Raw genomic sequence first — 21,314 nt, 5'->3', positions numbered from 1 at the left:
TCTTTCAGGACTGATCAAAACATAGGTCTTAAAGGTAACAAATCAAAGAGAGATAGCCAGCTCAACCTCAGTTGAACCGCTACCGTAAATCACACAAAGTTTGTGAGTGCTTAGTGGTGTAAATCCGAAGGTGGAAAATTCAGCATTGTTAGCCAGTCATCAACTTTTTTCCCTGTGATATTCTGATACGATGAAGTTCCTTTATGTTTCCCCCAGCGTCTTGAGCGAAGGTTGTACCAAGCTTTAAATAACTCGAGGAAACCTTGATTGACTCCTTTACGGACATAAAGGTAAGACCGTAGAGTGGCATTAAATCCTTCAATGGCACTTGATGCTCTGTGGCGAGTTTGATGCAACGCTTCCACTTGCAGCATAAGTTCGCTGGCACTCTTGCCTAAACGGAGTCGCAACCACTGATAACTGCCAACTAATTCTTTCTGATACCGCGCTATTTTCCAAGGTTTAGCTTTTCGTAATTGGCGCTTTCGTTCAGAGAAGCGACAAGCCACTTCAACGCATTCTTGAGGATAAAGTTCGCCAAGTTTCAGTAACTTTTCGTGAAGTGCTTTAGTTGCTAATGTCAGTCCTTTCAAACGATTTTTTATGTATCTAGCAGCGGTGATGCCATCTTTATGCTCAGTATTTTTTAAGCCATCAACAGCCTTCGTTAGCAAGGCTTCAGCCTGTTTTTTCGTCATGAGGCTACCCGTTTTCATGGAAATATTGGTCAAAGCTTGGTGGAGATGATTTCTGCTTTTCGTTCCACTTTCATATTGCTCAATCGCTTGCTCACATTTCGCTTGCACGCCTAAGAAATCAACCATTGTCTGCTGCTTTTTCTCTGTATCGAATACATCTTTATGCAATCTTTTTTCCAAACTAGCCTCTTTATCAATGTAGTAGTACGCCCGACGTTCAACCTTTCTCAGCGCCTTACCTACGATATACAACGCATGGAAAGCATCATCACGTTGCTCTGCATGTTCAAAGCTCATGCTAACGCCTTTCGCTATTCCTTTTGCTCCATCTTTAACGACGTGCTGAGGTGATAATCCTTGTGATTTAGCTTCACCTAAAACTCGTGCCCAAGTTTCACCGTCACGCTTTTGTTCGTGAGAGAGTGAAAATAAATAACCACTTTCGAGATCTATCCCAGCAAGTACGGGGTCACCTTGGCTGAACATCTCATCGATGGCCACACTCTTTATGGCTGATAGCGACACTTTTTCGTTAAATAACTTAGCCTGCTCTTGAGCTTCAACGATAACGCCTTGAATGTAACCGTAACTGGCTTTACAGCCTGGATAAATGAGTGGGATTTGTTCTTCAATTGCTCGAATAGAGTTAGGTGCTGTGATTGATAAAGCCACAATAGAACGGCGAAGATGTGGTACGTCAACATTTACAGATGTAATGACATCAGATTCGTCGTTGGTAGTAACAAGGCACTTTAGTGCCGATTGAGCCGCATATTTAGCGGAGTAAACGGCTTTACGAGAAACATTAAATTCATCAGAAAGAGAAGAAACTGCACCATGCACTTGGCAAGCGATAGTTTTTAAGAGAAGTTCGAATTTGTCTGAGGAGTTAAGCGGTGTTCGGTCGAGTATCGGCATTTTATTTTGAGAATAGTTTTAGTCGGCTTATTATCTCAATAAATAACGTTTTTCTCCTCAGATTTTCTCATTTATTTGTTACCCGTATCTGATGGGTTCCGTTCTTTCTTTAGGTAATTCTTCAGGTAGCCAGCCTTTTTCTTCAATTAACTTTTTTCTGACGCCTTTCGCTGTAATTCGGGTATACACAAACGTATTTTTAAAATTCGGGTCGGCTTGCGATTCAGGATCTACTAACGCTCTAATATCTATTTCTAATTGAGGCTGACTCACTTCACTTCAAGGTTTTCCGTCATAGTGTCCGAAACACTCGAAGCCCATTTCTTGTTCATGAAGCCCAAACGCAACAGCCTTTCGACACCAGCCAAATTCTGTTTCAGTTAAGCGTGGACTCCCACAGCAGAAGGTTTTGGATACTTCGGCCATAAAAACTCTTTTCTCCATCCCATGAAATTTACTGGATGCAAGTTTAATTATCCTTTTGGACTCACTAGAAAGGTAAATTGAAGTAGACATTTGGCTGCAACCGTAAATTACTCTGTTTGGATTATACGTCGGTATAACCTAAGTCGCAGCATCCCTAAGTATCTTGAGCAGGCAATGCTTAAACCGAAGAATACCCGATCAGGAAACACTAAATACTGAAGTCGAAGCCTGGGTTACCGAGCGTAATGAGTCCAAGGCTAAGATGAACTGGCAGTTCACGACTGAGGAGGCACGTATAAAATTAAAGAAACTTTACCCCGTACTCCCAGAGTAAAGTGAGCCTTTTAACAGAAGTTCACTGATTAACGAAATCCAGTTACACATTCGTTAATCAAAGCATGAAAAGCTAGAATCCTACTGACTTGCCAAGGGCTGGGAGGAGGTGTTTTGTTCAGACATCACTTATTTGTCAATTGATTGTGAACAAAAGTTAAGTAAGAGTTTAAAACAATAAATATCGATATATGATTCTTAGCTCTCCTATGACTATGGTTTACCAGAACAGCTTTAACTGTAGAATTCATATGAATGGACTACTAGGATAAAAGATAAGAAATTATTTCCAAAAGCAAACTTAGTGGTTGTTCAATATTAAAATAAATTGGAAAATGATAACGTTGTGAGTTGAAGAAATGACTAAATGTAGAAAATAAGCCCATTGTGAGCCTTATTTGAGCACTCAAGACGTTTTTATCACTTTAAGCTTGCATTGCTCAGGGCGGATCGTTATAGTCCATCCCGCTTTCAAGACAGACGCGAGATGGAGCAGTTTGGTAGCTCGTCGGGCTCATAACCCGAAGGTCGTTGGTTCAAATCCAGCTCTCGCAACCACTTGAAAATAAATTTATGTATCGGACGCGGGATGGAGCAGTTTGGTAGCTCGTCGGGCTCATAACCCGAAGGTCGTTGGTTCAAATCCAGCTCCCGCAACCAAACACATAAATTTAAATATCAATACGAACGCGGGATGGAGCAGCATGGTAGCTCGTCGGGCTCATAACCCGAAGGTCGTTGGTTCAAATCCAGCTCCCGCAACCAGTTTTGATAGTATATTAGTTTTCGGACGCGAGATGGAGCAGTTCGGTAGCTCGTCGGGCTCATAACCCGAAGGTCGTTGGTTCAAATCCAGCTCTCGCAACCATTAATTAATAATCACAGCAACAATTCAGACGCGGGATGGAGCAGTTTGGTAGCTCGTCGGGCTCATAACCCGAAGGTCGTTGGTTCAAATCCAGCTCCCGCAACCATTTATAGTTTTCTACGTTCATTAAATTGTTTAGTTAAAAGTGAGCTTACGGCAGCATAGCGTGAAAAACTAAATTATTTCAGGTACAGCTAGACCTAGGCGATTAGCCCAAGTCCATTTTTTACAGCTATATTATTTTTCAATGACGACTGTTTCTCGATAATTCCACGGTAGGTATTCTTCAGGATTGGTTTTCACTTTATCCTTCTCTCTCTGTAAAAATGTGAAATACTCAAACACATTGATGCCAGCTTCACTTGCTGTTGCAATCATTGACGTGATGACATCACCAATCGTAGCGCCAAGTAACGTCTTATGGAACATCGCATTTTTTCGGTCACGAACGATGATTTTTAACATGGCTTCGATACGGTTATTATCGATGTATACACCTTCGTAGTGGCAAAAATAGCTCAAGCCAACATAATGTTTGACAAAATATCGCATCGCCTTACCTAAACCACTATTCTCTTCAACTGTTTCATCGTTAAGGTGTGTTGTACACCACTGCTTGATGGTTTTCATTACAGGCAACGAATGTTGCTGATGGTAACTCAGCCTTTCTGTTGCCGTAAACTTTTGCTCTTTAGTGTGCTGCTCGTAAGCCCAAATTTCACCATAACGTGTCAGTACGTGCTCGACTTCATCGGGGAAATGGTTAATGACATCAACAAATTGTCGTCTGGCATGACTGTTACACAATGACAGCAGACATTCTCTTACCGTAGGGCGATTACTGACCAGAGCGTCACTCATCATTATCGGCCTAGATTGATGAGTACCGCGTTTGTGCAACAGGCTATCGATGAATTCGCCAGCATGACCAATATTAGTTTCAAACAACACGATACTATCATTGGCTTGAGTGGTCGCAATAACACCTGATGTGTACACGCCGCTGCGCATTTGTGTCTTGTCACTGTTACGCACCGGTTTTTCTATTGGCGTAGCATCCAAAATTCGGTGAGTCGTGTCATCGAGATAATAATGCTTCGCATCGGCCGCGAGGTTAACCAACATTTGATAAACAGGGTAAATATCATTGGCCACATATTCAACTTGGTCAAACACAGTAGACGCAGTGATTTTGACACCAAGCAGCTTTTGAATGCTCCCTTGGCGATAAAACGGCAACCCGGCAAAATACTTGTGTATGGCCATTAATGACCGAGCTGAGTAGCCGTATTTTTGTTGCTCGCTCCCGTCGGCTAACACTTCAACTGGCAAAGCGGCGGTAGCGTAAGCACCACAAGCATTACAGCGAAAGCGCTCCATGACATGCTGCTCTGGCTTAAACGGACTTTGCCCTGTGATACGCAGTAAACTGCCTGGGTCGGTTTTGTACATTTTACCCATGTGGCACTCTAGGCAGTTATCACCCTTTTTCACATCTGTACTCTGATGCACTATCACAACTGGCTTAGCGGGAGTGAAATCTTCACCGCTCTCTTTGGGTTTACGATTTTTACCCGCAGTGTGTTTACCGCTTCCTTTATTGCTTTTACTGACACGAGACAAGGCTTCTGAAGACTTTTCAATGCCAAGTAACTTACGCAATTTGTGCACGGTGACATCGTGATTGGTTAATCGTTGCTGCATCGTCGATAACGTCACTAAGGCATCAAGTAACAACTGACAATCTTCTGGAGACAGTGCTAATTCATGCTCTTTGGCTTCAGTAACACGAACTATCAGTGCTTCCAGCGCGTTGTGGTCGATATCAGTAAACGGTTTACTCATTAAAGGACAGTCCAGCTTAGGCGAATAGGAAAAATGAATTCGGCGGGCAGTATGATCCGATAAATAAAATAATCAACCGGTAAGTGCGATTTATTTCAAGCGACTTGAAGATAAATAAGGTTCACCACTCAGTAATTGCCGTAATTGTGCCGCAGCCATCGGTTGCATAACGCCATGATGACGTGGCCATCCATGAAATTTTCCTTTTGATAACCGTTTGGTCATCAGCCAAAAGCCATTATGCTCATAAGTGAGGGCTCGTATCATGGTTTTGTTGCGATTAATGAAGACGAATATCGAGCCTGAACGCGGATTACTCGACAAGCGCTGTTGGCACACGGCCGCCAGTCCATCGATACTACAGCGAAAATCAGCAGGCTGAGTCGCAATGAAGATACGACTGTTGGAAGTTAAATAGATCATGATTTCATTGCCCCGATAAGGGCGCAAATAAAGTGAACATCCACCACACCTTGTATATGAATATTGTCGCCATTAGATAGATTCAACTCAAGTTTTACTGGGGAATTGGGCTTGATGACCTCAGGTAAGTTGGGTAATTCAATGAAGTCTGTAATGGACTCTGCCGAGTTTGATACCTGGCACCATTGTTTAAATTGAGAGCCACTGATACGTAAAGCGGTGCAAATTTGTGATGATGAGTAATGCTCTAGCAATGAAATGGCTTGCTCGCGGAGAGTGTTTGGTATTTTAGTTCCGCGACTCGGCTTATTTATGCGCCAATGGGCGAAGACTGTGGCGACGCGAGTTAATGGCTCTATATTTGGCATGATGGGCTCCGATAATTAATCTGCCATCATTACATCAAATTATTGGGTTAAAGTTGCACTATGCTGCCGTAAACTCACAGTTAAAAACTTTCAAGTTGCATTGTACAAATAGTGAGTTTTATAGCTTCATTCTTTTTATAAACACGATTAGTAACATCCTCTATTTTTATTTCTGCTCTTCCTTCATTGTTAACAACTGTTGCACGGAATATTCTAATTACATTTCTGCCTAAAGATTCTATACAAACAGGAAATATTTTAGCTTTAAAATCAAACAAACTTACATTTCTTATACCCTCTACAACCCCTTTGTTAGAATCCCAACCAATAACTAAATATTTATCTGCCGCTTGATCATCTTTTACAAAACGTAAATTACAATGTAAACGTCCGCTGAACTACATCTAGCCCAGCTTAACATTCCATGGCAGCAAGCTTTCAAGCTCGATCGGTGATTTTGCGAGTTCTTCTAAGCAATGATTGATGTAATCAAAAGGAATTAGACCGTTAGCTTTTGCAGTTTCGATTATGCTGTAGAGCATGGCGCTGGTTTCAGCACCTTTGTGATTGATGTTGAACAACCAATTTTTTCTGCCGATGACGAACGGTTTTACTGCTCGTTCGGCACGATTATTATCGATATTCAACAAGCCGCTTTCTGTGTAGCGTTTTAATTTACTCCACTGATTTAAGCTGTAAGTAATGGCTTCACCTAGTTTGCCTTTACTTGATACTTGCAGTGCTGACTTATCCAGCCAAGCTTTAAAATCTGCCAAGATAGGTTCGGACTTAATTTGTCTTTTTTTCATTTTTTCATCAACAGATAAGTCAGCAATGTTTTTCTCTATTGCATACAGTTTTTGAATGAAACTGATGGCGACATTGACCTTACCAACTTTGGTTTTCCCTTGCGCTGTCTGAGCTTCAATAAACTTTCTTCTTGCATGCGCCCAGCAACCGACAAGCTCAGCGTTAACCTTTTGATAAGCCGCATAGCCGTCAGTTTGCAGGTAACCATTAAAATCACCCAAGAACTTCAGCGGACAAGCACCTGAGCGACTGCCATTTTGATAATCAAACAGCACGATATTACGCATGATGGGAATACCTTTAAATGCGACATTACTCGATGCTGGTGAATCAGCACCTGAGCAGTACACCCAAATATACGATTTCGCTCGTTCATCATTGATGACTTTTACCGTAGTTTCATCTGCTTGAATCACGGGTTGTGAGAGCTGTATTTCTCTCAACCGTTGATGCAAGGGTTTAAATAACGCACCGCATTTCATCATCCAGTCCGACATGGTGCGTCGACTGATTTCAATACCATGTTGTTTGAACATGGTTTCTTGTCGATAAAGCGGTAAGGCATATTGATATTTACTGGTGATAATTTGACTGAGCAAACTCGGCGTAGCATAACCTTTTGGTATTGGGCTGCTAGGCACAGATGCTTGCTTGATGTTGGGTTGAGTACCGCTTTTCTCACAATGCTGGCAGCTGTACTTTAAGCGAATATTTTCTATAACTTTAACTTTAGCAGGGATAAACTCCAGTTTTTCACTGACATCCTTGCCCATTTGTTGAAGCTGATGACCGCAACAGTCACACTGTTTGTCTGCTTCATCAATGTCATGGATCACTTGAACACGTGGTAAGTGTTTAGGTAATGGTTTGCGTTTAGGCTTTTCTTTTGTCTTTGGCGGAGTGGTTTCTCGCTCAGGTGTGGTATCAGCTTCTAAAATATCGTCTTCAACCAGAGTTTCAGCTTCATTAAACAATTCACCTTGAGCCTCACAAACTTCACTGCTTCGACCAAAGCGATGATGCTGAGCTAAACGAAATTGCTCCAGTAAGGTTTGATATGATTGATTTAACTCTGCAATTTCACTGTCCTTACTCTCAAGCAAAGCCTGTTGCTTCAACAGTAATTGTTGGAGTAAGGCGTTGTCGTCGAGTAAAGATTGGATACTTTTGGTCATGGCATTATTTTACCAAAAACCAAATGATAATAGGCGATATCAGTGATCTAATTAATGAAATCAACATCCGTTTTAGCGATCAATCAACAATAACTTTCAACAAAAACTTGTTGATGACCAACGACATCGTAACCTGAAAGTAACCAGTGAAATTGCTGCTCAGAAAGCACCATCTGCTCGGTATCAATCTTGGCTGGCCACTTGAACTTGTCTCTTTCCAGTTGTTTATACCAAAGCGCAAAACCTGTTTTATCCCAATAAAGGATTTTAAGTTTATCTCGGTTTTTGTTGCAGAACACAAACACGCTGCCATCGGTAGAAGGCAATTCCATTTGTTGTTCAACAACGGCGCTTAACCCATTAATCGATTTACGAAAATCAATGAAGTCACGGTATAAATACACATTGGGCAATTGTTGAAACATAATCATGATTGCAATCCTTTGATGACATCGATAATAATTTGAGGAGGTATTTGAGCAGGGAAAATTAAATCACCTATCTTGGTTTCAAGTTTGATCACTGGCTGTTGAGCTGGAATGGGGGGAGCTGATGCAGTAGTAACAACGGCTTGAGTAAAACTTGATTGTTGCTTCGATTTTTTTTTGTGAGTGTAAAAGCAACTGATGGCCAACTTATACTTGCGGCAAAAAGCGGTAACGGTTAATTCACTTTCGCTTTGCTGCCTTACCAGAGCTTGCCACTGTTCAGGTGTTTTTCGGTTTGTCATGCCGCGTCTCAATAGTTGAAAAGTGGCAAAGATTTTAAGGGATGGTTTTTACTCTGAAAAGATGGGGTTTACTGCACGGTTACATTACAATATAACTGTAACTGATCTATAAACGGCCTGCCTCTTCCGAACATTTCATGTACATTATCATCAAATCTACCTCTTTCATCTAAATAGAAATTTTAACTCTGTTTTCACCTAAAGAAAAAAGGTTCTCAACGGCATAAGTTCGATATTCAATATCATGGCTTTCTTTGAAAAATATTTTAACTTCGAATTGTTGAGGTTCATCTGACATTGCGCACACGGAATAGTTATGTGGTTAAGGTTGAATAAGAAATCCCTTTTTATCTATGTTTTACTTAAAATTATCCGATATGAACATTTTTACAACTCAAAAGTGAGTAACTATTCATTAATTTTAGATTTTTAATAGATGTGCTCAATGTCAGGTTCATTGGTATCAGCACCTGCATTTATTTGATTTAAAAGGTCAAGATTTTCAAAGTTAACAATAGTTCCATCTTTATCGTCAACAACTACTGCGAACATATCTCTGCCAGAGTTATTCATTGTATCTGCCAATGCTTTCGATAACTTTCCTCCAAACCCAATTGGAATAAGTCCTTTATATCCAAAAAATAGGCAATACCCCCCCTAATCCCTTCACGTGTCAAATGTACTCTTTGACGGATAATTTTTTTGTCAATGCCTGGCCTAAAAATTTCAAACTGCCCTATTGAAGTTGCTTTATATTGTTTTCTAACTAGGGTCTGTTGATCTTTCGTGATTGTTTTTGCAGCGATAAATTGGTTATTTTATGCAAGGCAGAGTTTGTGAGGTTTGGTTATTCCAAATAAGAAAACGATAACGCAGCAGAAATGACCAATTTACGCTGTCTTCGATGCTTTTGAGCATTCACTGTTCTGTGTTATGACCAGCTCACTTAGATGGCTAAGCATCACTGCTCACGCCTTGAACAGATAAATATTCAAATAGCATAAAATTTAATCCTGAAAGATCAACAGACCCTAATTCACTACTTCCAGTCTGATGACAATCAACTTCAAGTATACTTTCGGAATTAAAATTTAATTCACCATCTATATTATGAATTCTGTCATGGTCTGAGTCCCAACTAACAACGGCAACTTTATCTGATTTGAATATTCTGGGAATATCTAGTGAGCCACCAATTTCACCTGCTGCCATACACACACCTCAACCGGAAAGTACAATGAAAGATTCATCTATGTACCTGACCATACAGGGCGGGATCGCGCTTTAGGTCTTGAAAAAATAATTAAAGAAATTTTGAACTTTCCTCTATAACGATGATCAGATCGACAAATGAATACTGATTTGAGCCTGATTATGGACGTAATGAAAGAGATTGAGCAAATTGAAGACCATCGTGTAGAAGCCAATAAAGAGTATGATTTAGCGGATATTATTTTTCTTACTATTGCCGCAGTGCTTTGCGGTGCGACAGGGTGGAAAGCCATCAACATTTTTGGGGAAGCTCAATTAGATTGGTTAAGACAATACCGTCCATTTAGTAACGGTATCCCGACAAGACATTCAATTGGAAGAATAATTAGAGGTGTTAAAGCCGAAAGTATGATGTCTTGCTTTATTAACTTTTCCAACACATTACGGGAACGAGATGGTAAAGAGCATATCAGCTTTGATGGTAAAGTGGCTTGTGGTTCTAAGCACGGGGATAACGTAGCAGCGCTTCAACTAATGACGGCAATGGTTGTGGATAATGGACTGATAATACGTCAAAAAGAAACGTCGACTAAAACGAACGAAATCCCTGTAATGCAATCCATGCTAAAACACATGGACATTGAAAATGCAGTTATTACCGCTGACGCCATGCACTGCCAGAAAGAAACTACAGCCTTAATACGTGAGGGAAAAGGTGATTACGTTCTTCAAGTGAAAAAGAATCAAGGTAAATTACTTGCTGAAATTGAAGCTTATTTTCATAAGTGCTATAGAGATACACCAGAGCTTTTAAAAAAGAATCACTTTACAGAATTAGACGGTGAGCACGGACGAATTAATGAAAGACATTATCGCCTTTTGCCAATTACAAATTGGTTTGACGAAACAGCTAAATTTGTAGGCAGTCATGCCGTTGTTGAAGTCACTCGAATGCGAGAGCTGAAGAATAAATCAAGTCAAGAAACGTCTTACTACATAACTTCGTTAGCCAGTGATGTGAAAGATATCGCTAAATATATACGGAAGCATTGGGCAATTGAAAATAGTCAGCATTGGGTTCTCGATGTCACTTTTAAAGAGGATGCCTGTAAAATTTATGCTGATGATGGTGCAAAAAATTTGGCTACAATCAGAAGAAAGATTTTGAACTTAGTTAAAAGTCACTCTTCAAAAGACAGTGTTGCTGGCAAGATGCAGAGAGCCTGCTGGGATGCAAAATTTAGGGCTGAGATTTTGTTTGGTGAATATTTCATCAAAGCATAATCCCGCCCTGCCTGACCATAAGTTTCTTAAGATTTTCTAGTGCCCAGTTTCAGCACTCTACGGTGTTGCAACTTCGGTTACATAGCTACGGCTATGCGCCCTACATTGCGTCTTGTATGGCACTAAACCTGAACACAATAATTATCAAAGAACTTATCGACAGGTACTTATATATCTAACGACACATATGTAATATGAAGCTTTCACTATAACAAAAACAATCTGAATGAATGATCACTTTTGTAAAGCAACATAGCTCTCATGATGTTTAGTAAGGCTCAACAGCTTAGGTAAAACTGCTAACGAAATTAATGTACATCCAATGGCAGCATAACCCAATTTATTGAATAAATCGGTGTAAATAGGAAGAGTTTGAAGCGGATCTGTGACATTTTTTGGAATACTTGCAAAATTTGCCACCACACCACCGAGATATTGTGAACTTCCTGAAGCGACAAAATAAGCTCCCATCATGAAACCACCCATTCTCTCAGGCACAAAGCGAGCTATCATTGCAAGTCCAAGTCCTGATACTAAAAGTTCACCTAATGAATAGGCACCATATCCCCAAATCATCACCCATGAAGACGTTTTACCATCAACAGCAAACTCTCCAGAAAAACTAAAAATGAAGAAACCGAGCGCAACAACAACAAAACCTAAGAAAAACTTAGTGGCAACAGAGAAATTGATATTGTTTTTATTTGTCCAATTATAGAGCCAAGCTAGAAAAGGACTTAATATCATAATCCATAATGGATTTAAGGCAAAAAATTGAGCCGGTTGCCAGGTCCACATATGAAATCCAAATACATTAAAGTTCCAATCAACATTGCGGAGTGCAAATAAAGCTAATGAAGTAGACATTTGTTGGTAAAACACAAAAAAGAAAACAGTTTGAATTGTTAGAATAAATACAACAATTAAACCAGAGCGCTCCTTAATTTCACTTTTAGCGATTAAATATACAAATATAATCGTTGTAATTAAGACCGCAATATATACAAAAGCTCGAGCTAAAGCTTGGTATTCAAGTATTAGCGCAGAAGCTAGGACGGCCAAAACCGAGCCTATAATTACAAACACTAATTTTTTAATATTTAAAGGCTTATCGTCAGCATCGGAACCATAATAAACAAGAGTTTGTTTCATAGCGAAGTAATGAGCTAGGCCAATAATTAAACCAACACAACTTACACTAAATGCACCATGCCAACCGATGTCAACGCCATAAACTGCGGTTAATTTACTTTTTATAATCGGTGTCAGTAAGATAGAAACTGTAGAACCAATGTTTACAGCCATATAATAAATGGTGAAAGCACTATCTAATCGCTCATCATCACCTTTAAATATCTTTCGAACTAAATTTCCAGCATTAGGTTTAAACAAACCGTTGCCGACAACAACAACCCCTAAAGAAACGTATAAAAACCAAGTGTTTACTGTAGGTATTGTCATTAACGCATAACCAAGGCTCATAATAACTGCACCAAGTACCATGGTTCTTTTAGTGCCTAAAATTTGATCTCCAATCCATCCACCAACAATAGGAGATACATATATAAGTGCCGCTGCAGCACCCCAAACTAGATTCGCTTTAGAATCCTCAAAACCTAAACGTTGCACCATATAATAAATAATCAGTGCTTGCATGCCATAGAAACCAAACCGTTCCCACACTTCAATTAAGCATACCGCCATAAATGAACGTTTTTTACTAACTTGTGGCTTAAGTTGTTCTGACATAGTTCCTCGCTAGATATCGAAAGCAAATTAGTCTGCATCAAAATTGCCAATTGCGCGTATGAATACACACATAAAACACAACAAGCAAAGCACTAAAAAATTCTATGCTATCTTCTGATACTACAATACCATCTAAAATATCGTCATTAATTCCACTTAAGAATAGTGCCGCCATACAGCTAATATTCAACAAATAAACAGCAACTTATTAGTTTATTTTTAATTGTAAATTTAACTTAGAAACATCAGTTAACTGCGTTCTCAAGCGTAGAAAAAATGGCTGATAGTAAGGCCTAGCTTGCAGCAAGTAGCTATTCTACTTGCAAAAGTTACAACGCAGATAGCAGTCATTTCAGTAAGCTGGTGAGCGTAGAGCACTTCACTCATTGGGTGAAAGCCATAATGTAGAGTAGGCTACTGGCTTCGCTATCGCTTATCCAGCAGCCCCTCTTCGATTCCGTGCATGAGGTTTTCCCTCACACGGCTCTGTTGTTACACTTCTCTCAGCCCCTTCACTTTGCTTATCATCTTGTCGTGGGTAAATACTCAAGACCAGCTTGGCGTAATTTTTCGTAAGCACCTCGTGATAGATACTTGCTTCGACGTTGACTTAAGCGACGATGCCAGCGATAGAACCGGTTTACTACAAATCCATTTATTCTGAAAAATACACCTCTGGGATAACCTATCCCACCAAAATAGTGTTTCCATCCCCTCAGAACTTGATTAACCTTATTTATCAGTACGCCAAGTGTATTTGAGGTTCGGTGTTTCACTATGTCTCTGATTTTATTTTTCAGCTTTGTTTGGCTCTTCTTAGACGCCTGTATCTTGATGTAACTGGTGCCTTTGATGAGGCCTGTGATCCGTTGAAAGTTAAAACCGAGGAAATCAAACTCATTCATCAGCTTTCCCATATCCACACAGTGGGTTTTACTTTGATTTAGCTTCAGACCTTCATCACTTAATTGCTGTGTTATCCAGTCCAGTTGCTCTTGTGTGTAGGTTTGCTTATGAAGTACAACAAAATCATCTGCATAGGTAACGATTTTACACGGTGTTTTTTCGTGTATTTTCAAACAGAAATCGTTGAGATAGATGTTAGCCAGTAGTGGAGAGATAACTCCGCCTTGCGGAGTGCCACATCGGCTTGCTTCTATTCGCCATTTCCCGTTGACCGTCTCTATGCTGATGGGCGCTTTGATAAAGCTTTTCAGTAAACTCAGAAAGCTGCTGTCGCTTATTCGCCTTTCTATTTTTGTCATCAACTTAGCGTGCGGGATGGTATCGAAATAGGCGCTCAAGTCAGCATCGAGTACGTGCTGATAGCCTTGTTTTAGGCTCATTTCAATGACTTTTACCGCTTGCTGGGCGCTTCGACATGGACGATAACCATAACTGTGTTCATGTAAATGAGGTTCGTAGACGGGTTGCATCACTATTGTCATCGCCATTTGCACAATTCTGTCACTGATTATCGGGATCCCAAGTTTCCGCGTTTTGCCGTTGTCTTTGAGTATTTCTACTCGTTTGACTGGGCTAGGTCGATAGTTTTTCTGTTGTAATTGAGTTTGAATTTCTTTTAACAGCGCAACGACTTTCTTTTGCTGCTCTAGATAACTGAATGTGATGCCATCAATTCCTGCTCCGCCTTTATTGGCTTTGCATCGTCGATAGGCTTCTTCGAGTATATCTAGGCGACTGAGTTTATCGTACAAGCTGTAAAATCGAAGCTCCGAGTTAAGCTTTGAGCGTAAGTAAAGTTTTCGCTGTAATATTCTGATATTTACTGGAGTGTTAGCCATATGGCAATTTCACCTCAAAAGTTACGTTAAAAAACGGGTGTAACACTGAGCCCCTTCCCTGATGTAAAGTTATGTTGTCTTCACGGTTAACGGTACTATGGGCTCATCCGACTGCCTGAGCGCCCTATCTGAAATTTCGGTTTACCTTATTATTCGGATAGTGCAAGTCACTACCTTCCAACACTCAGGCTCTCCCACGTTCACTTTATTTCCTTCAATACATGCCACTTCATATTACGCCGGAAGATCAAACAGATGCATTTACCAGTTGCTTCTCTGTTTGTGTCAGGGTTCGTCAACTAGGAAAGACTCCCCATCTTCATTTTTTGATTTACGACGCTTAACTGAATTCGCTTGATGCTGCGGCCTACATTGCATCTCAACCTTTATTCAAGGCCTTTGTCACAGGGCTTCATGTCATAGCGGTTACCCATTATGCATGCCCGTCAGATTTCGGGATGAACTGGTAATTATCCCGTCAGGTACGTTTCAACCTGATGGACTTATTATAAATAATAACGTTGCTGTCTCTGGTTTATGGCCATGTAATCGCTTGGCTGCGTATACGTTGAGACAAATCCCGCAACAGAATAAAGCGCTTCGTGGCGCTCCCTAGAAACATTAGTTGACTGCGTTCTCAAGCGTAGAAAAAATGGCTGATAGTAAGGCGTAGCTTGCAGCAAGTAGTTAATCTAATTGCAAAAGATATAACGCAGATAGCAGCCATTTTAGTAAGCTTGTGAGCGTAGAGCATTTCACTCATTAGGTGAAAAACATGATAATAAAATCATCGTATTGCTCAAACAGTTACTCATATACTCAGCGTTCAACTGATGTTTTTAGGATTACAGTAAGTGAACAACCCCGCTGCAAGCAGCGGGGTATCAATCTAGATTCACGAAATAAGGTAGTTCGTCCCAAGGGACGGGGAATTAAACCCTCAGAGATTAAATGCTCAACTCAGAGCACATACAAGCTCCCGAATGACAATGCTAAAGGTTTCCATTACTGCGTTACAAGCACTTGAATTATCCCGATAAAAGCACTAAGTACGTTGAACGCCAGTTTTGTATGGCGACCGTAGGGAATATAGTACTTAGAGCTTGTGCCTTGCACTAAAACTCTTTAGTTCTAGCTGAATGAAAAATTAATTATTGTAATTGGTATTACTAATAATATTATATACTTGCGGCCAATTCAGCGCCTTGCCTTATTGCTCGTTTCGCATCAAGTTCGGCCGCTAAATCTGCCCCACCTATTACATGTATTGGTTTCCCACAGTCTTCTAATTCAGGAATGATTTTTTTATTGGATTCCTGCCCTGCACATAAAACGATATGATCGACATTTAAAACCTCGGGGCGATCATTAATCGAAATATGAAGGCCGTCATCATCAACCTTGACGTAATTTACACCGGATTTAGTGATAACTTTATGTTGCTTAATCACTAAACGATGTATCCAACCTGTGGTTTTCCCTAACCCTTTACCCAGTTTATTATTTTTCCGTTGCAACAAATAAATAGTTCTTTCTGGAGAATGCTCAACAGGCGAGTCTAAAAGTCCACTCACATTTGTATAGCTCTTATCTATTCCCCAGTTTTTTAGCCATTGATCAGGCTGCATTGTTTTAGATTCCGGCTCTCCTAAATAGTGAGCCATGTCAAAACCAATGCCACCAGCACCTATTAAGGCAACGCGCTTTCCAACTGAAACATCACCTTTTAGTACCTGTTGATAGTCGACAACATTATCTCGATCGCTTCCGGGGAAAGAAATCTGTCTTGGAGTGACGCCAGAAGCTACAATCACTTCATCAAATTCCAATTCATTTACATAATGGGCTTCAAATTTAGTATTGAGTTTCAAATCAACTTTATATTTTTCCAGTTGCTTCTTAAAATATCTTATTGTTTCATCAAATTCTTCTTTTCCTGGTATTTTTCTTGCCAAGTTAAATTGGCCACCTATTTCGCTCTTAGCTTCGAACAGTACAACATCATGACCTCGCTGAGCGGCATAAACTGAGAAAGAGAGCCCAGCTGGCCCCGCCCCAACGACCGCGAGTTTCTTTTTTGTTTGAGCATTAACGAAATTAAGTTCGGTTTCATAGCATGCCCTTGGATTCACCAAACAAGTTGCACGCTTTAATACGAAAGAGTGATCTAAACAAGCCTGGTTACATCCTATACAAGTGTTTATCTCATCAGCTAAATCAGCATTGGCTTTATTTACAAATTCAGGATCAGCTAGAAATGGTCTAGCCATTGATACCATATCAGCCTGTCCACTGCTTATTATTCGCTCAGCAATTTCAGGAGTATTAATTCTGTTTGTTGCAATTAATGGTATCGATAATTCTTTTTTTAGACGTTCAGTCACCCAACTAAATGCACCTCTAGGCACACTGGTTGCAATTGTCGGAATTCTCGCTTCATGCCAACCGATGCCAGTATTTATTATGTTCACTCCAGTCTTTTCTAAACGTTTCGCAAGGTAAACGACTTCTTCCCATGAAGAGCCTTTTTCGACTAAATCCAGCATAGATAGTCGAAAAATGATAATGAATTTTTGCCCTACTTGCTCTCGAATCGCTTGTATAATTTCCAATGGAAATTTACAGCGGTTTTCAATACTTCCGCCCCATTCATCTGTACGGATATTTGATCGAGTACAAATGAATTGATTGATTAAGTATCCTTCTGAGCCCATCACTTCAACGCCATCATAACCAGCTTTTTGTGCCAACATAGCTGAATTTGCATAATGTTTGATCGTTTTAGAAATTTGTCTTTTAGATAAAGCTGTTGGCTTAAAAGGGGTGATAGGAGATTTTATTCTACTTGGTGCAACTGAAAACGGGTGATAACCATATCTACCTGAATGCAATATTTGCATACAAATTTTCCCATCAGCTTGATGAACAGCATCAGTGACTAACTTATGTTTTTTCACTTGCCATCGAAAACTTAACTGGCTTGCGTGTGGTGTTAAGCGTCCACGAAAGTTTGGAGATATACCGCCTGTAACGATTAGTCCAACACCACCTTTGGCCCGCTCTTGATAAAATGTGGCTAATTTATCAAATCCACCTTTTTCTTCTTCCAACCCTGTGTGCATGGAACCCATTAACACTCTATTTTTTAATGTCGTGAAACCTAAATTTAGAGGTTCTAACAAATGCGGATACGCCATTTAAACACCCTTTTAAAACGCACGATTGAAAATGATATTTCATAACATACATTGCACACTCTTTAAGCTCAACCCCATACTGATAAAAACGGTTACAATTGTGTTTCGTTTTCCGTCAATATTTCAGGTAGCATAGAATTATGTTCTAATTTACTGGAGTGGCTATGTCCACGAAAAAACCACTTACAACTAAAAATACTTTATCTTTGATATGGAAAGTCATTAATTTTACACGTCAACTTATTATCAATATTGTATTTTTTCCTTTAGTTTTAATTGGCTTAATTGCTTTTATCGTTGCCCTTTCCACTGGAGATGAAATCAAACTCGACGAAGGAACAGCTTTGTTGCTTAATTTAAACGGAAGAATCGTAGACCAAAAAAGATATGTTGATCCTTTTGAAGCTACAATTAAAGAAAGCCAAGGTGATAAAAGTGATAGTGAAGTCCTCCTTTCTGACGTTTTGTATGTCATTGATAATGCATCACATGACAAACGAATAGATAGTATTGTACTTGAACTCTCGCAATTAAGAGGTTCGGGGATCAGTAAATTAGAGTCCATCGGCCAAGCTTTAGAACGATTTAAAAAGCAAGGAAAATCAATTTTCGCTGTCGGAAATTATTTTGACCAAAACCAATATTTGCTTGCCAGTTATGCCGACAGAGTGTATTTAAACCCTCAAGGCAGCGTTAGCCTTGAAGGGCTTGGTCGATATCGTCTTTATTACAAGTCAGCGCTTGAAAAATTAAAGATTAATACTCACATTTTCCGCGTAGGTACCTTTAAATCAGCTGTAGAACCATATATCCGTGATGACATGTCTGCAGCGGCTAAAAAAGCAAATGAGGTTTTACTGAATGACATTTGGAGTAATTACGAAACCATCATTAGTCAAAACCGACAAATCGATCAAAATGATGTGGTATTAACACCTACTGACTTTCTTACGGCACTCGATAAAGCGGAAGGTGAATCAGGTCAGATGGCACTTAATACAAAGCTCGTCGATGAGTTAGCCACACCTGAACAATTCCGTTTATCAATGATTGAAAAAGTTGGCAAAGCAGACTCTGGAACTAGTTATAAAAATATAGAGTTCAGTGAATATTTATCATTAGTCAAACCGAAGCATAATATAGTGTTAGGTGACGCTGTAGGTATCATTGTAGCCAAAGGTACCATTTTAAATGGAAATCAACCTGCTGGAACAATTGGTGGTAAAAGTACCTCTGATCTTTTACGCCAAGCTCGATTTGACCGACAAATAAAAGCTGTGGTTCTTCGCGTAGATAGTCCTGGCGGAAGTGCATTCGCTTCTGAACAAATTAGACAAGAATTATTGGCCTTGAAAGAAGCAGGGAAGCCTGTAGTCGTAAGTATGGGCACTTATGCTGCATCAGGTGGATACTGGATCTCAGCCAGCTCTGATTATATTTTCGCAACTCCGACAACATTGACAGGTTCTATTGGTATTTTTGGGATGTTCAATACAATTGAAGATTCATTAGCATCTATTGGAGTTTTCAGTGATGGCGTTGGCACATCTGAATGGACAAAAGCTTCAAGCACTCGTGGTATATCACCTCAAATAAAAGCAGTCATACAGAAGCAAGTAGATCGTGGCTATCACAATTTTATTTCACTGGTTGCTAAAGAGCGAGAAATGACCCTTGAACAAGTGGACAAAGTAGCCCAAGGCCGTGTTTGGAGTGGAAAAAAAGCATTAGAGCTAGGTTTAGTTGATGAGCTTGGTGACTTAGATAAAGCCGTTGCTAAAGCCGCCGAGTTTGCTCAATTAAAAAACTTTGACACTCAAATTATTCAAAAGCAACTCACTGCTGAGGAATTGATTATTCAAGAGTTATTCGCTTCAGCCACAGCATATTTACCAAAGTCGTATGCTTCGACAAGCATTTTAGAAAAAACATTTAAAAAATGGGCCAACTCCATAGAGAGACTCAATCAGTTTGATGATCCAAAGAACATGTACATGTTCTGTGACACATGTAATTTCTAATATAAAATGAGTCAACACAAGAACTCTAAGGGCAATATTTAATTGCCCTTTTTTATTGCTGTTAGTTAAAGATATAGTAAAATATTGTCACTATAATCCTTTCTTAAGTTATCGTTATTATGAATAAAAAATCCATCTATGTTGCCTATACAGGCGGGACAATTGGTATGCAAAAGACCGATAAAGGTTTTATCCCTGTAGCTGGATTTTTAACTCAATGTGTTCGTGATATGCCAGAGTTTTACCATGATGAAATGCCGCAATTTACCATTCATGAATACAGCCCACTAATTGACTCTTCCAACATGATGCCAAGTGATTGGCAACGAATTGCTGATGACATTGCCAGTAATTACGATAATTACGATGGATTTGTCATATTACATGGTACTGACACCATGGCTTACACGGCTTCTGCATTATCATTTATGTTAAAGAATCTTTGTAAACCCGTAATAGTAACAGGTTCCCAAATACCACTTGCACAACTTCGATCTGATGGTCAGGCTAACCTATTAAATTCTTTATATATTGCTGCGAGTCATTCTATTCCAGAAGTGACGTTATTCTTTAATAATAAATTATTCAGAGGAAATAGAACCACTAAAGCCCATGCTGATGGTTTTGAAGCTTTTGCCTCACCTAATTTTCCAGTATTACTTGAAGCAGGCATTAAAATAAAACAACATATTAAGCCTGAATTCAAAATTAGAATGAATAGTGAACTTGAAGTCGTCAACATTGAACCGCAACCAGTTGGAGTGATTTTACTTTACCCTGGTATAGATACTAAGCTCTTCGAAAACATTCTCCGTCAACCTGTAAAAGCTTTGATTTTAAGAACTTTTGGCGTGGGTAACGCGCCAGAGAGCCCTGCAATGCTTGATATATTACAAAAAGCAGACCAAGAGGGAATTATATTAGTAAACTTGACACAGTGTCTTCAGGGAAAAGTAAACATGTCTGGCTATGCAACGGGGAATGCTCTCGCTGAAGCCGGTGTTATCAGTGGTGCAGATCTCACTATTGAAGCTGCATTAGCAAAATTACATGTACTTTTATCTCAAAACCTCTGTTGTGAGGAGATTAAAAAAATTATGCAAGAAAACACAATAGGCGAACTAACCACCAGTTAATCTAAGGTGAATGTAAACCGATATGAGTACAAAGTGATGTGATTTTCAATTTTGTATACGACAAAAGTTACTGGATACCCGCCTTCGCGAGTATGTCGTAATGGTTTGAATTTACGTTATTACAAAACAGGCTTTATTTTTGTCGTGTACAGTGGCTTTCAATTTAGATTAATGCAGTTAATTTTTAATAACCATATAAAACCAACCTTTTTTATGTTTAATACAATCCCCAATGAGTCAGTTACTTAAAATAACGCACCGCTCATTATTACACATCTTCTTATCTCATTTTCTGCTTTAAATTCCTTATCTTGCT

The 21,314-nt window shown here is 39.6% G+C and carries 19 protein-coding genes, 5 tRNA genes and 1 pseudogene; 9 read left to right on the top strand and 16 right to left on the bottom strand.

The window, feature by feature from the left end:
- Window positions 1-110 precede the first annotated feature (110 nt).
- The 3 genes from E2I05_RS10050 to E2I05_RS22025 form a co-directional block, all read right to left on the bottom strand.
- On the bottom strand, window positions 111-1,616 hold the full coding sequence (locus E2I05_RS10050; RefSeq protein WP_133309621.1) for a transposase: 1,506 nt from the start codon (window positions 1,614-1,616) through the stop codon (window positions 111-113).
- A gap of 78 nt (window positions 1,617-1,694) precedes the next feature.
- A complete protein-coding gene (locus tag E2I05_RS10045; protein ID WP_133309620.1) occupies window positions 1,695-1,889 on the bottom strand; it encodes a hypothetical protein in 195 nt (64 codons plus the stop codon).
- A gap of 6 nt (window positions 1,890-1,895) precedes the next feature.
- Window positions 1,896-2,042 (bottom strand): hypothetical protein, encoded by a 147-nt coding sequence (locus tag E2I05_RS22025; protein ID WP_170179627.1) that lies wholly within the window; start codon window positions 2,040-2,042, stop codon window positions 1,896-1,898.
- 157 nt (window positions 2,043-2,199) lie between these two features.
- Here E2I05_RS22025 and E2I05_RS22520 point away from each other — a divergent pair.
- From E2I05_RS22520 to E2I05_RS10020, 6 genes and pseudogenes are all read left to right on the top strand, one after another.
- Window positions 2,200-2,376: pseudogene (locus E2I05_RS22520) on the top strand (IS630 family transposase); the annotation flags it as partial.
- Window positions 2,377-2,856: 480 nt separating this feature from the next.
- Window positions 2,857-2,933, top strand: a tRNA-Met gene (locus E2I05_RS10040).
- Window positions 2,934-2,958: 25 nt separating this feature from the next.
- Window positions 2,959-3,035 (top strand) — tRNA-Met (locus tag E2I05_RS10035).
- 28 nt (window positions 3,036-3,063) lie between these two features.
- A tRNA-Met gene (locus E2I05_RS10030) sits at window positions 3,064-3,140 on the top strand.
- A gap of 26 nt (window positions 3,141-3,166) precedes the next feature.
- Window positions 3,167-3,243 (top strand) — tRNA-Met (locus E2I05_RS10025).
- Between the two features lie 29 nt (window positions 3,244-3,272).
- Window positions 3,273-3,349, top strand: a tRNA-Met gene (locus E2I05_RS10020).
- Between the two features lie 131 nt (window positions 3,350-3,480).
- Here E2I05_RS10020 and E2I05_RS10015 read toward each other — a convergent pair.
- The 9 genes from E2I05_RS10015 to E2I05_RS09980 form a co-directional block, all read right to left on the bottom strand.
- On the bottom strand, window positions 3,481-5,088 hold the full coding sequence (locus tag E2I05_RS10015) for an IS66 family transposase (RefSeq protein WP_133309619.1): 1,608 nt from the start codon (window positions 5,086-5,088) through the stop codon (window positions 3,481-3,483).
- A gap of 90 nt (window positions 5,089-5,178) precedes the next feature.
- On the bottom strand, window positions 5,179-5,511 hold the full coding sequence (gene tnpB / locus E2I05_RS10010) for an IS66 family insertion sequence element accessory protein TnpB (protein ID WP_133309535.1): 333 nt from the start codon (window positions 5,509-5,511) through the stop codon (window positions 5,179-5,181).
- Window positions 5,508-5,879 (bottom strand): hypothetical protein, encoded by a 372-nt coding sequence (locus tag E2I05_RS10005; protein WP_133309597.1) that lies wholly within the window; start codon window positions 5,877-5,879, stop codon window positions 5,508-5,510. Before E2I05_RS10005 ends, tnpB (E2I05_RS10010) begins: the two co-directional genes overlap by 4 nt.
- An 80-nt stretch (window positions 5,880-5,959) precedes the next feature.
- The gene (locus E2I05_RS10000) at window positions 5,960-6,157 is read right to left on the bottom strand and encodes a hypothetical protein (protein ID WP_121855331.1); all 198 of its coding nucleotides are present in this window, start codon (window positions 6,155-6,157) and stop codon (window positions 5,960-5,962) included.
- A 126-nt stretch (window positions 6,158-6,283) separates the two neighbouring features.
- Window positions 6,284-7,864, bottom strand: coding sequence for an IS66 family transposase (gene tnpC, locus E2I05_RS09995; RefSeq protein WP_133309618.1), 1,581 nt, complete (start codon window positions 7,862-7,864; stop codon window positions 6,284-6,286).
- A gap of 83 nt (window positions 7,865-7,947) precedes the next feature.
- On the bottom strand, window positions 7,948-8,295 hold the full coding sequence (tnpB, locus tag E2I05_RS09990) for an IS66 family insertion sequence element accessory protein TnpB (protein ID WP_133309592.1): 348 nt from the start codon (window positions 8,293-8,295) through the stop codon (window positions 7,948-7,950).
- A complete protein-coding gene (gene tnpA, locus E2I05_RS09985) occupies window positions 8,292-8,594 on the bottom strand; it encodes an IS66 family insertion sequence element accessory protein TnpA (RefSeq protein ID WP_133309533.1) in 303 nt (100 codons plus the stop codon). The genes tnpB (E2I05_RS09990) and tnpA overlap by 4 nt, the downstream gene beginning before the upstream one ends.
- A gap of 429 nt (window positions 8,595-9,023) precedes the next feature.
- Window positions 9,024-9,167: a hypothetical protein gene (locus E2I05_RS22020; protein ID WP_165905600.1), complete on the bottom strand. Its 144-nt coding sequence runs from the start codon at window positions 9,165-9,167 to the stop codon at window positions 9,024-9,026.
- 381 nt (window positions 9,168-9,548) lie between these two features.
- On the bottom strand, window positions 9,549-9,806 hold the full coding sequence (locus E2I05_RS09980) for a hypothetical protein (RefSeq protein WP_121855310.1): 258 nt from the start codon (window positions 9,804-9,806) through the stop codon (window positions 9,549-9,551).
- Window positions 9,807-9,944: 138 nt separating this feature from the next.
- Here E2I05_RS09980 and E2I05_RS09975 point away from each other — a divergent pair, with 138 nt between their 5' ends.
- A complete protein-coding gene (locus E2I05_RS09975) occupies window positions 9,945-11,090 on the top strand; it encodes an ISAs1 family transposase (RefSeq protein ID WP_133309417.1) in 1,146 nt (381 codons plus the stop codon).
- A gap of 234 nt (window positions 11,091-11,324) precedes the next feature.
- On the opposite strand, the gene E2I05_RS09970 is transcribed toward E2I05_RS09975, so the two are convergent.
- The 4 genes from E2I05_RS09970 to E2I05_RS09960 form a co-directional block, all read right to left on the bottom strand.
- Window positions 11,325-12,839, bottom strand: a complete 1,515-nt coding sequence (locus tag E2I05_RS09970; protein WP_165905597.1) for a peptide MFS transporter — start codon at window positions 12,837-12,839, stop codon at window positions 11,325-11,327.
- Between the two features lie 37 nt (window positions 12,840-12,876).
- Window positions 12,877-13,014 carry a hypothetical protein gene (locus E2I05_RS22315; RefSeq protein ID WP_218939907.1) on the bottom strand — a complete coding sequence of 46 codons (138 nt, stop codon included), beginning with the start codon at window positions 13,012-13,014 and terminating at the stop codon, window positions 12,877-12,879.
- 349 nt (window positions 13,015-13,363) lie between these two features.
- Complete coding sequence (gene ltrA / locus E2I05_RS09965; RefSeq protein ID WP_133309525.1) at window positions 13,364-14,644, bottom strand: group II intron reverse transcriptase/maturase; 1,281 nt, start codon at window positions 14,642-14,644, stop codon at window positions 13,364-13,366.
- 1,178 nt (window positions 14,645-15,822) lie between these two features.
- Window positions 15,823-17,841: an NADPH-dependent 2,4-dienoyl-CoA reductase gene (locus E2I05_RS09960; RefSeq protein WP_121854691.1), complete on the bottom strand. Its 2,019-nt coding sequence runs from the start codon at window positions 17,839-17,841 to the stop codon at window positions 15,823-15,825.
- A gap of 164 nt (window positions 17,842-18,005) precedes the next feature.
- Between E2I05_RS09960 and sppA the strand changes: the two genes are divergently transcribed.
- Window positions 18,006-19,862, top strand: a complete 1,857-nt coding sequence (gene sppA / locus E2I05_RS09955; protein WP_121854690.1) for a signal peptide peptidase SppA — start codon at window positions 18,006-18,008, stop codon at window positions 19,860-19,862.
- A 119-nt stretch (window positions 19,863-19,981) separates the two neighbouring features.
- The gene (gene ansA / locus E2I05_RS09950; protein WP_121854689.1) at window positions 19,982-20,998 is read left to right on the top strand and encodes an asparaginase; all 1,017 of its coding nucleotides are present in this window, start codon (window positions 19,982-19,984) and stop codon (window positions 20,996-20,998) included.
- The last annotated feature ends 316 nt before the right edge of the window (window positions 20,999-21,314 follow it).

It is taken from the genome of Parashewanella spongiae, from assembly GCF_004358345.1.
GTDB classification, from domain to species: domain Bacteria; phylum Pseudomonadota; class Gammaproteobacteria; order Enterobacterales; family Shewanellaceae; genus Parashewanella; species Parashewanella spongiae.
The sequence above is the reverse complement of the archived record's forward strand: the minus strand, read 5'-3'. Positions and strand labels throughout refer to the sequence as shown.

Bases quoted from the DNA above. Each gene is read 5' to 3' on its own strand.
- E2I05_RS22025 (WP_170179627.1), bottom strand. From the start codon at position 2,042: ATGGCCGAAGTATCCAAAACCTTCTGCTGTGGGAGTCCACGCTTAACT.
- E2I05_RS10005 (WP_133309597.1), bottom strand. From the start codon at position 5,879: ATGCCAAATATAGAGCCATTAACTCGCGTCGCCACAGTCTTCGCCCAT.
- E2I05_RS09960 (WP_121854691.1), bottom strand. From the start codon at position 17,841: ATGGCGTATCCGCATTTGTTAGAACCTCTAAATTTAGGTTTCACGACA.
- E2I05_RS09975 (WP_133309417.1), top strand. From the start codon at position 9,945: ATGAATACTGATTTGAGCCTGATTATGGACGTAATGAAAGAGATTGAG.
- ansA (WP_121854689.1), top strand. From the start codon at position 19,982: ATGAATAAAAAATCCATCTATGTTGCCTATACAGGCGGGACAATTGGT.
- sppA (WP_121854690.1), top strand. From the start codon at position 18,006: ATGTCCACGAAAAAACCACTTACAACTAAAAATACTTTATCTTTGATA.
- tnpB (WP_133309535.1), bottom strand. From the start codon at position 5,511: ATGATCTATTTAACTTCCAACAGTCGTATCTTCATTGCGACTCAGCCT.
- ltrA (WP_133309525.1), bottom strand. From the start codon at position 14,644: ATGGCTAACACTCCAGTAAATATCAGAATATTACAGCGAAAACTTTAC.
- E2I05_RS10015 (WP_133309619.1), bottom strand. From the start codon at position 5,088: ATGAGTAAACCGTTTACTGATATCGACCACAACGCGCTGGAAGCACTG.
- E2I05_RS22315 (WP_218939907.1), bottom strand. From the start codon at position 13,014: ATGGCGGCACTATTCTTAAGTGGAATTAATGACGATATTTTAGATGGT.
- tnpA (WP_133309533.1), bottom strand. From the start codon at position 8,594: ATGACAAACCGAAAAACACCTGAACAGTGGCAAGCTCTGGTAAGGCAG.
- E2I05_RS22020 (WP_165905600.1), bottom strand. From the start codon at position 9,167: ATGAATAACTCTGGCAGAGATATGTTCGCAGTAGTTGTTGACGATAAA.
- E2I05_RS09980 (WP_121855310.1), bottom strand. From the start codon at position 9,806: ATGGCAGCAGGTGAAATTGGTGGCTCACTAGATATTCCCAGAATATTC.
- tnpB (WP_133309592.1), bottom strand. From the start codon at position 8,295: ATGATTATGTTTCAACAATTGCCCAATGTGTATTTATACCGTGACTTC.
- tnpC (WP_133309618.1), bottom strand. From the start codon at position 7,864: ATGACCAAAAGTATCCAATCTTTACTCGACGACAACGCCTTACTCCAA.
- E2I05_RS10050 (WP_133309621.1), bottom strand. From the start codon at position 1,616: ATGCCGATACTCGACCGAACACCGCTTAACTCCTCAGACAAATTCGAA.
- E2I05_RS09970 (WP_165905597.1), bottom strand. From the start codon at position 12,839: ATGTCAGAACAACTTAAGCCACAAGTTAGTAAAAAACGTTCATTTATG.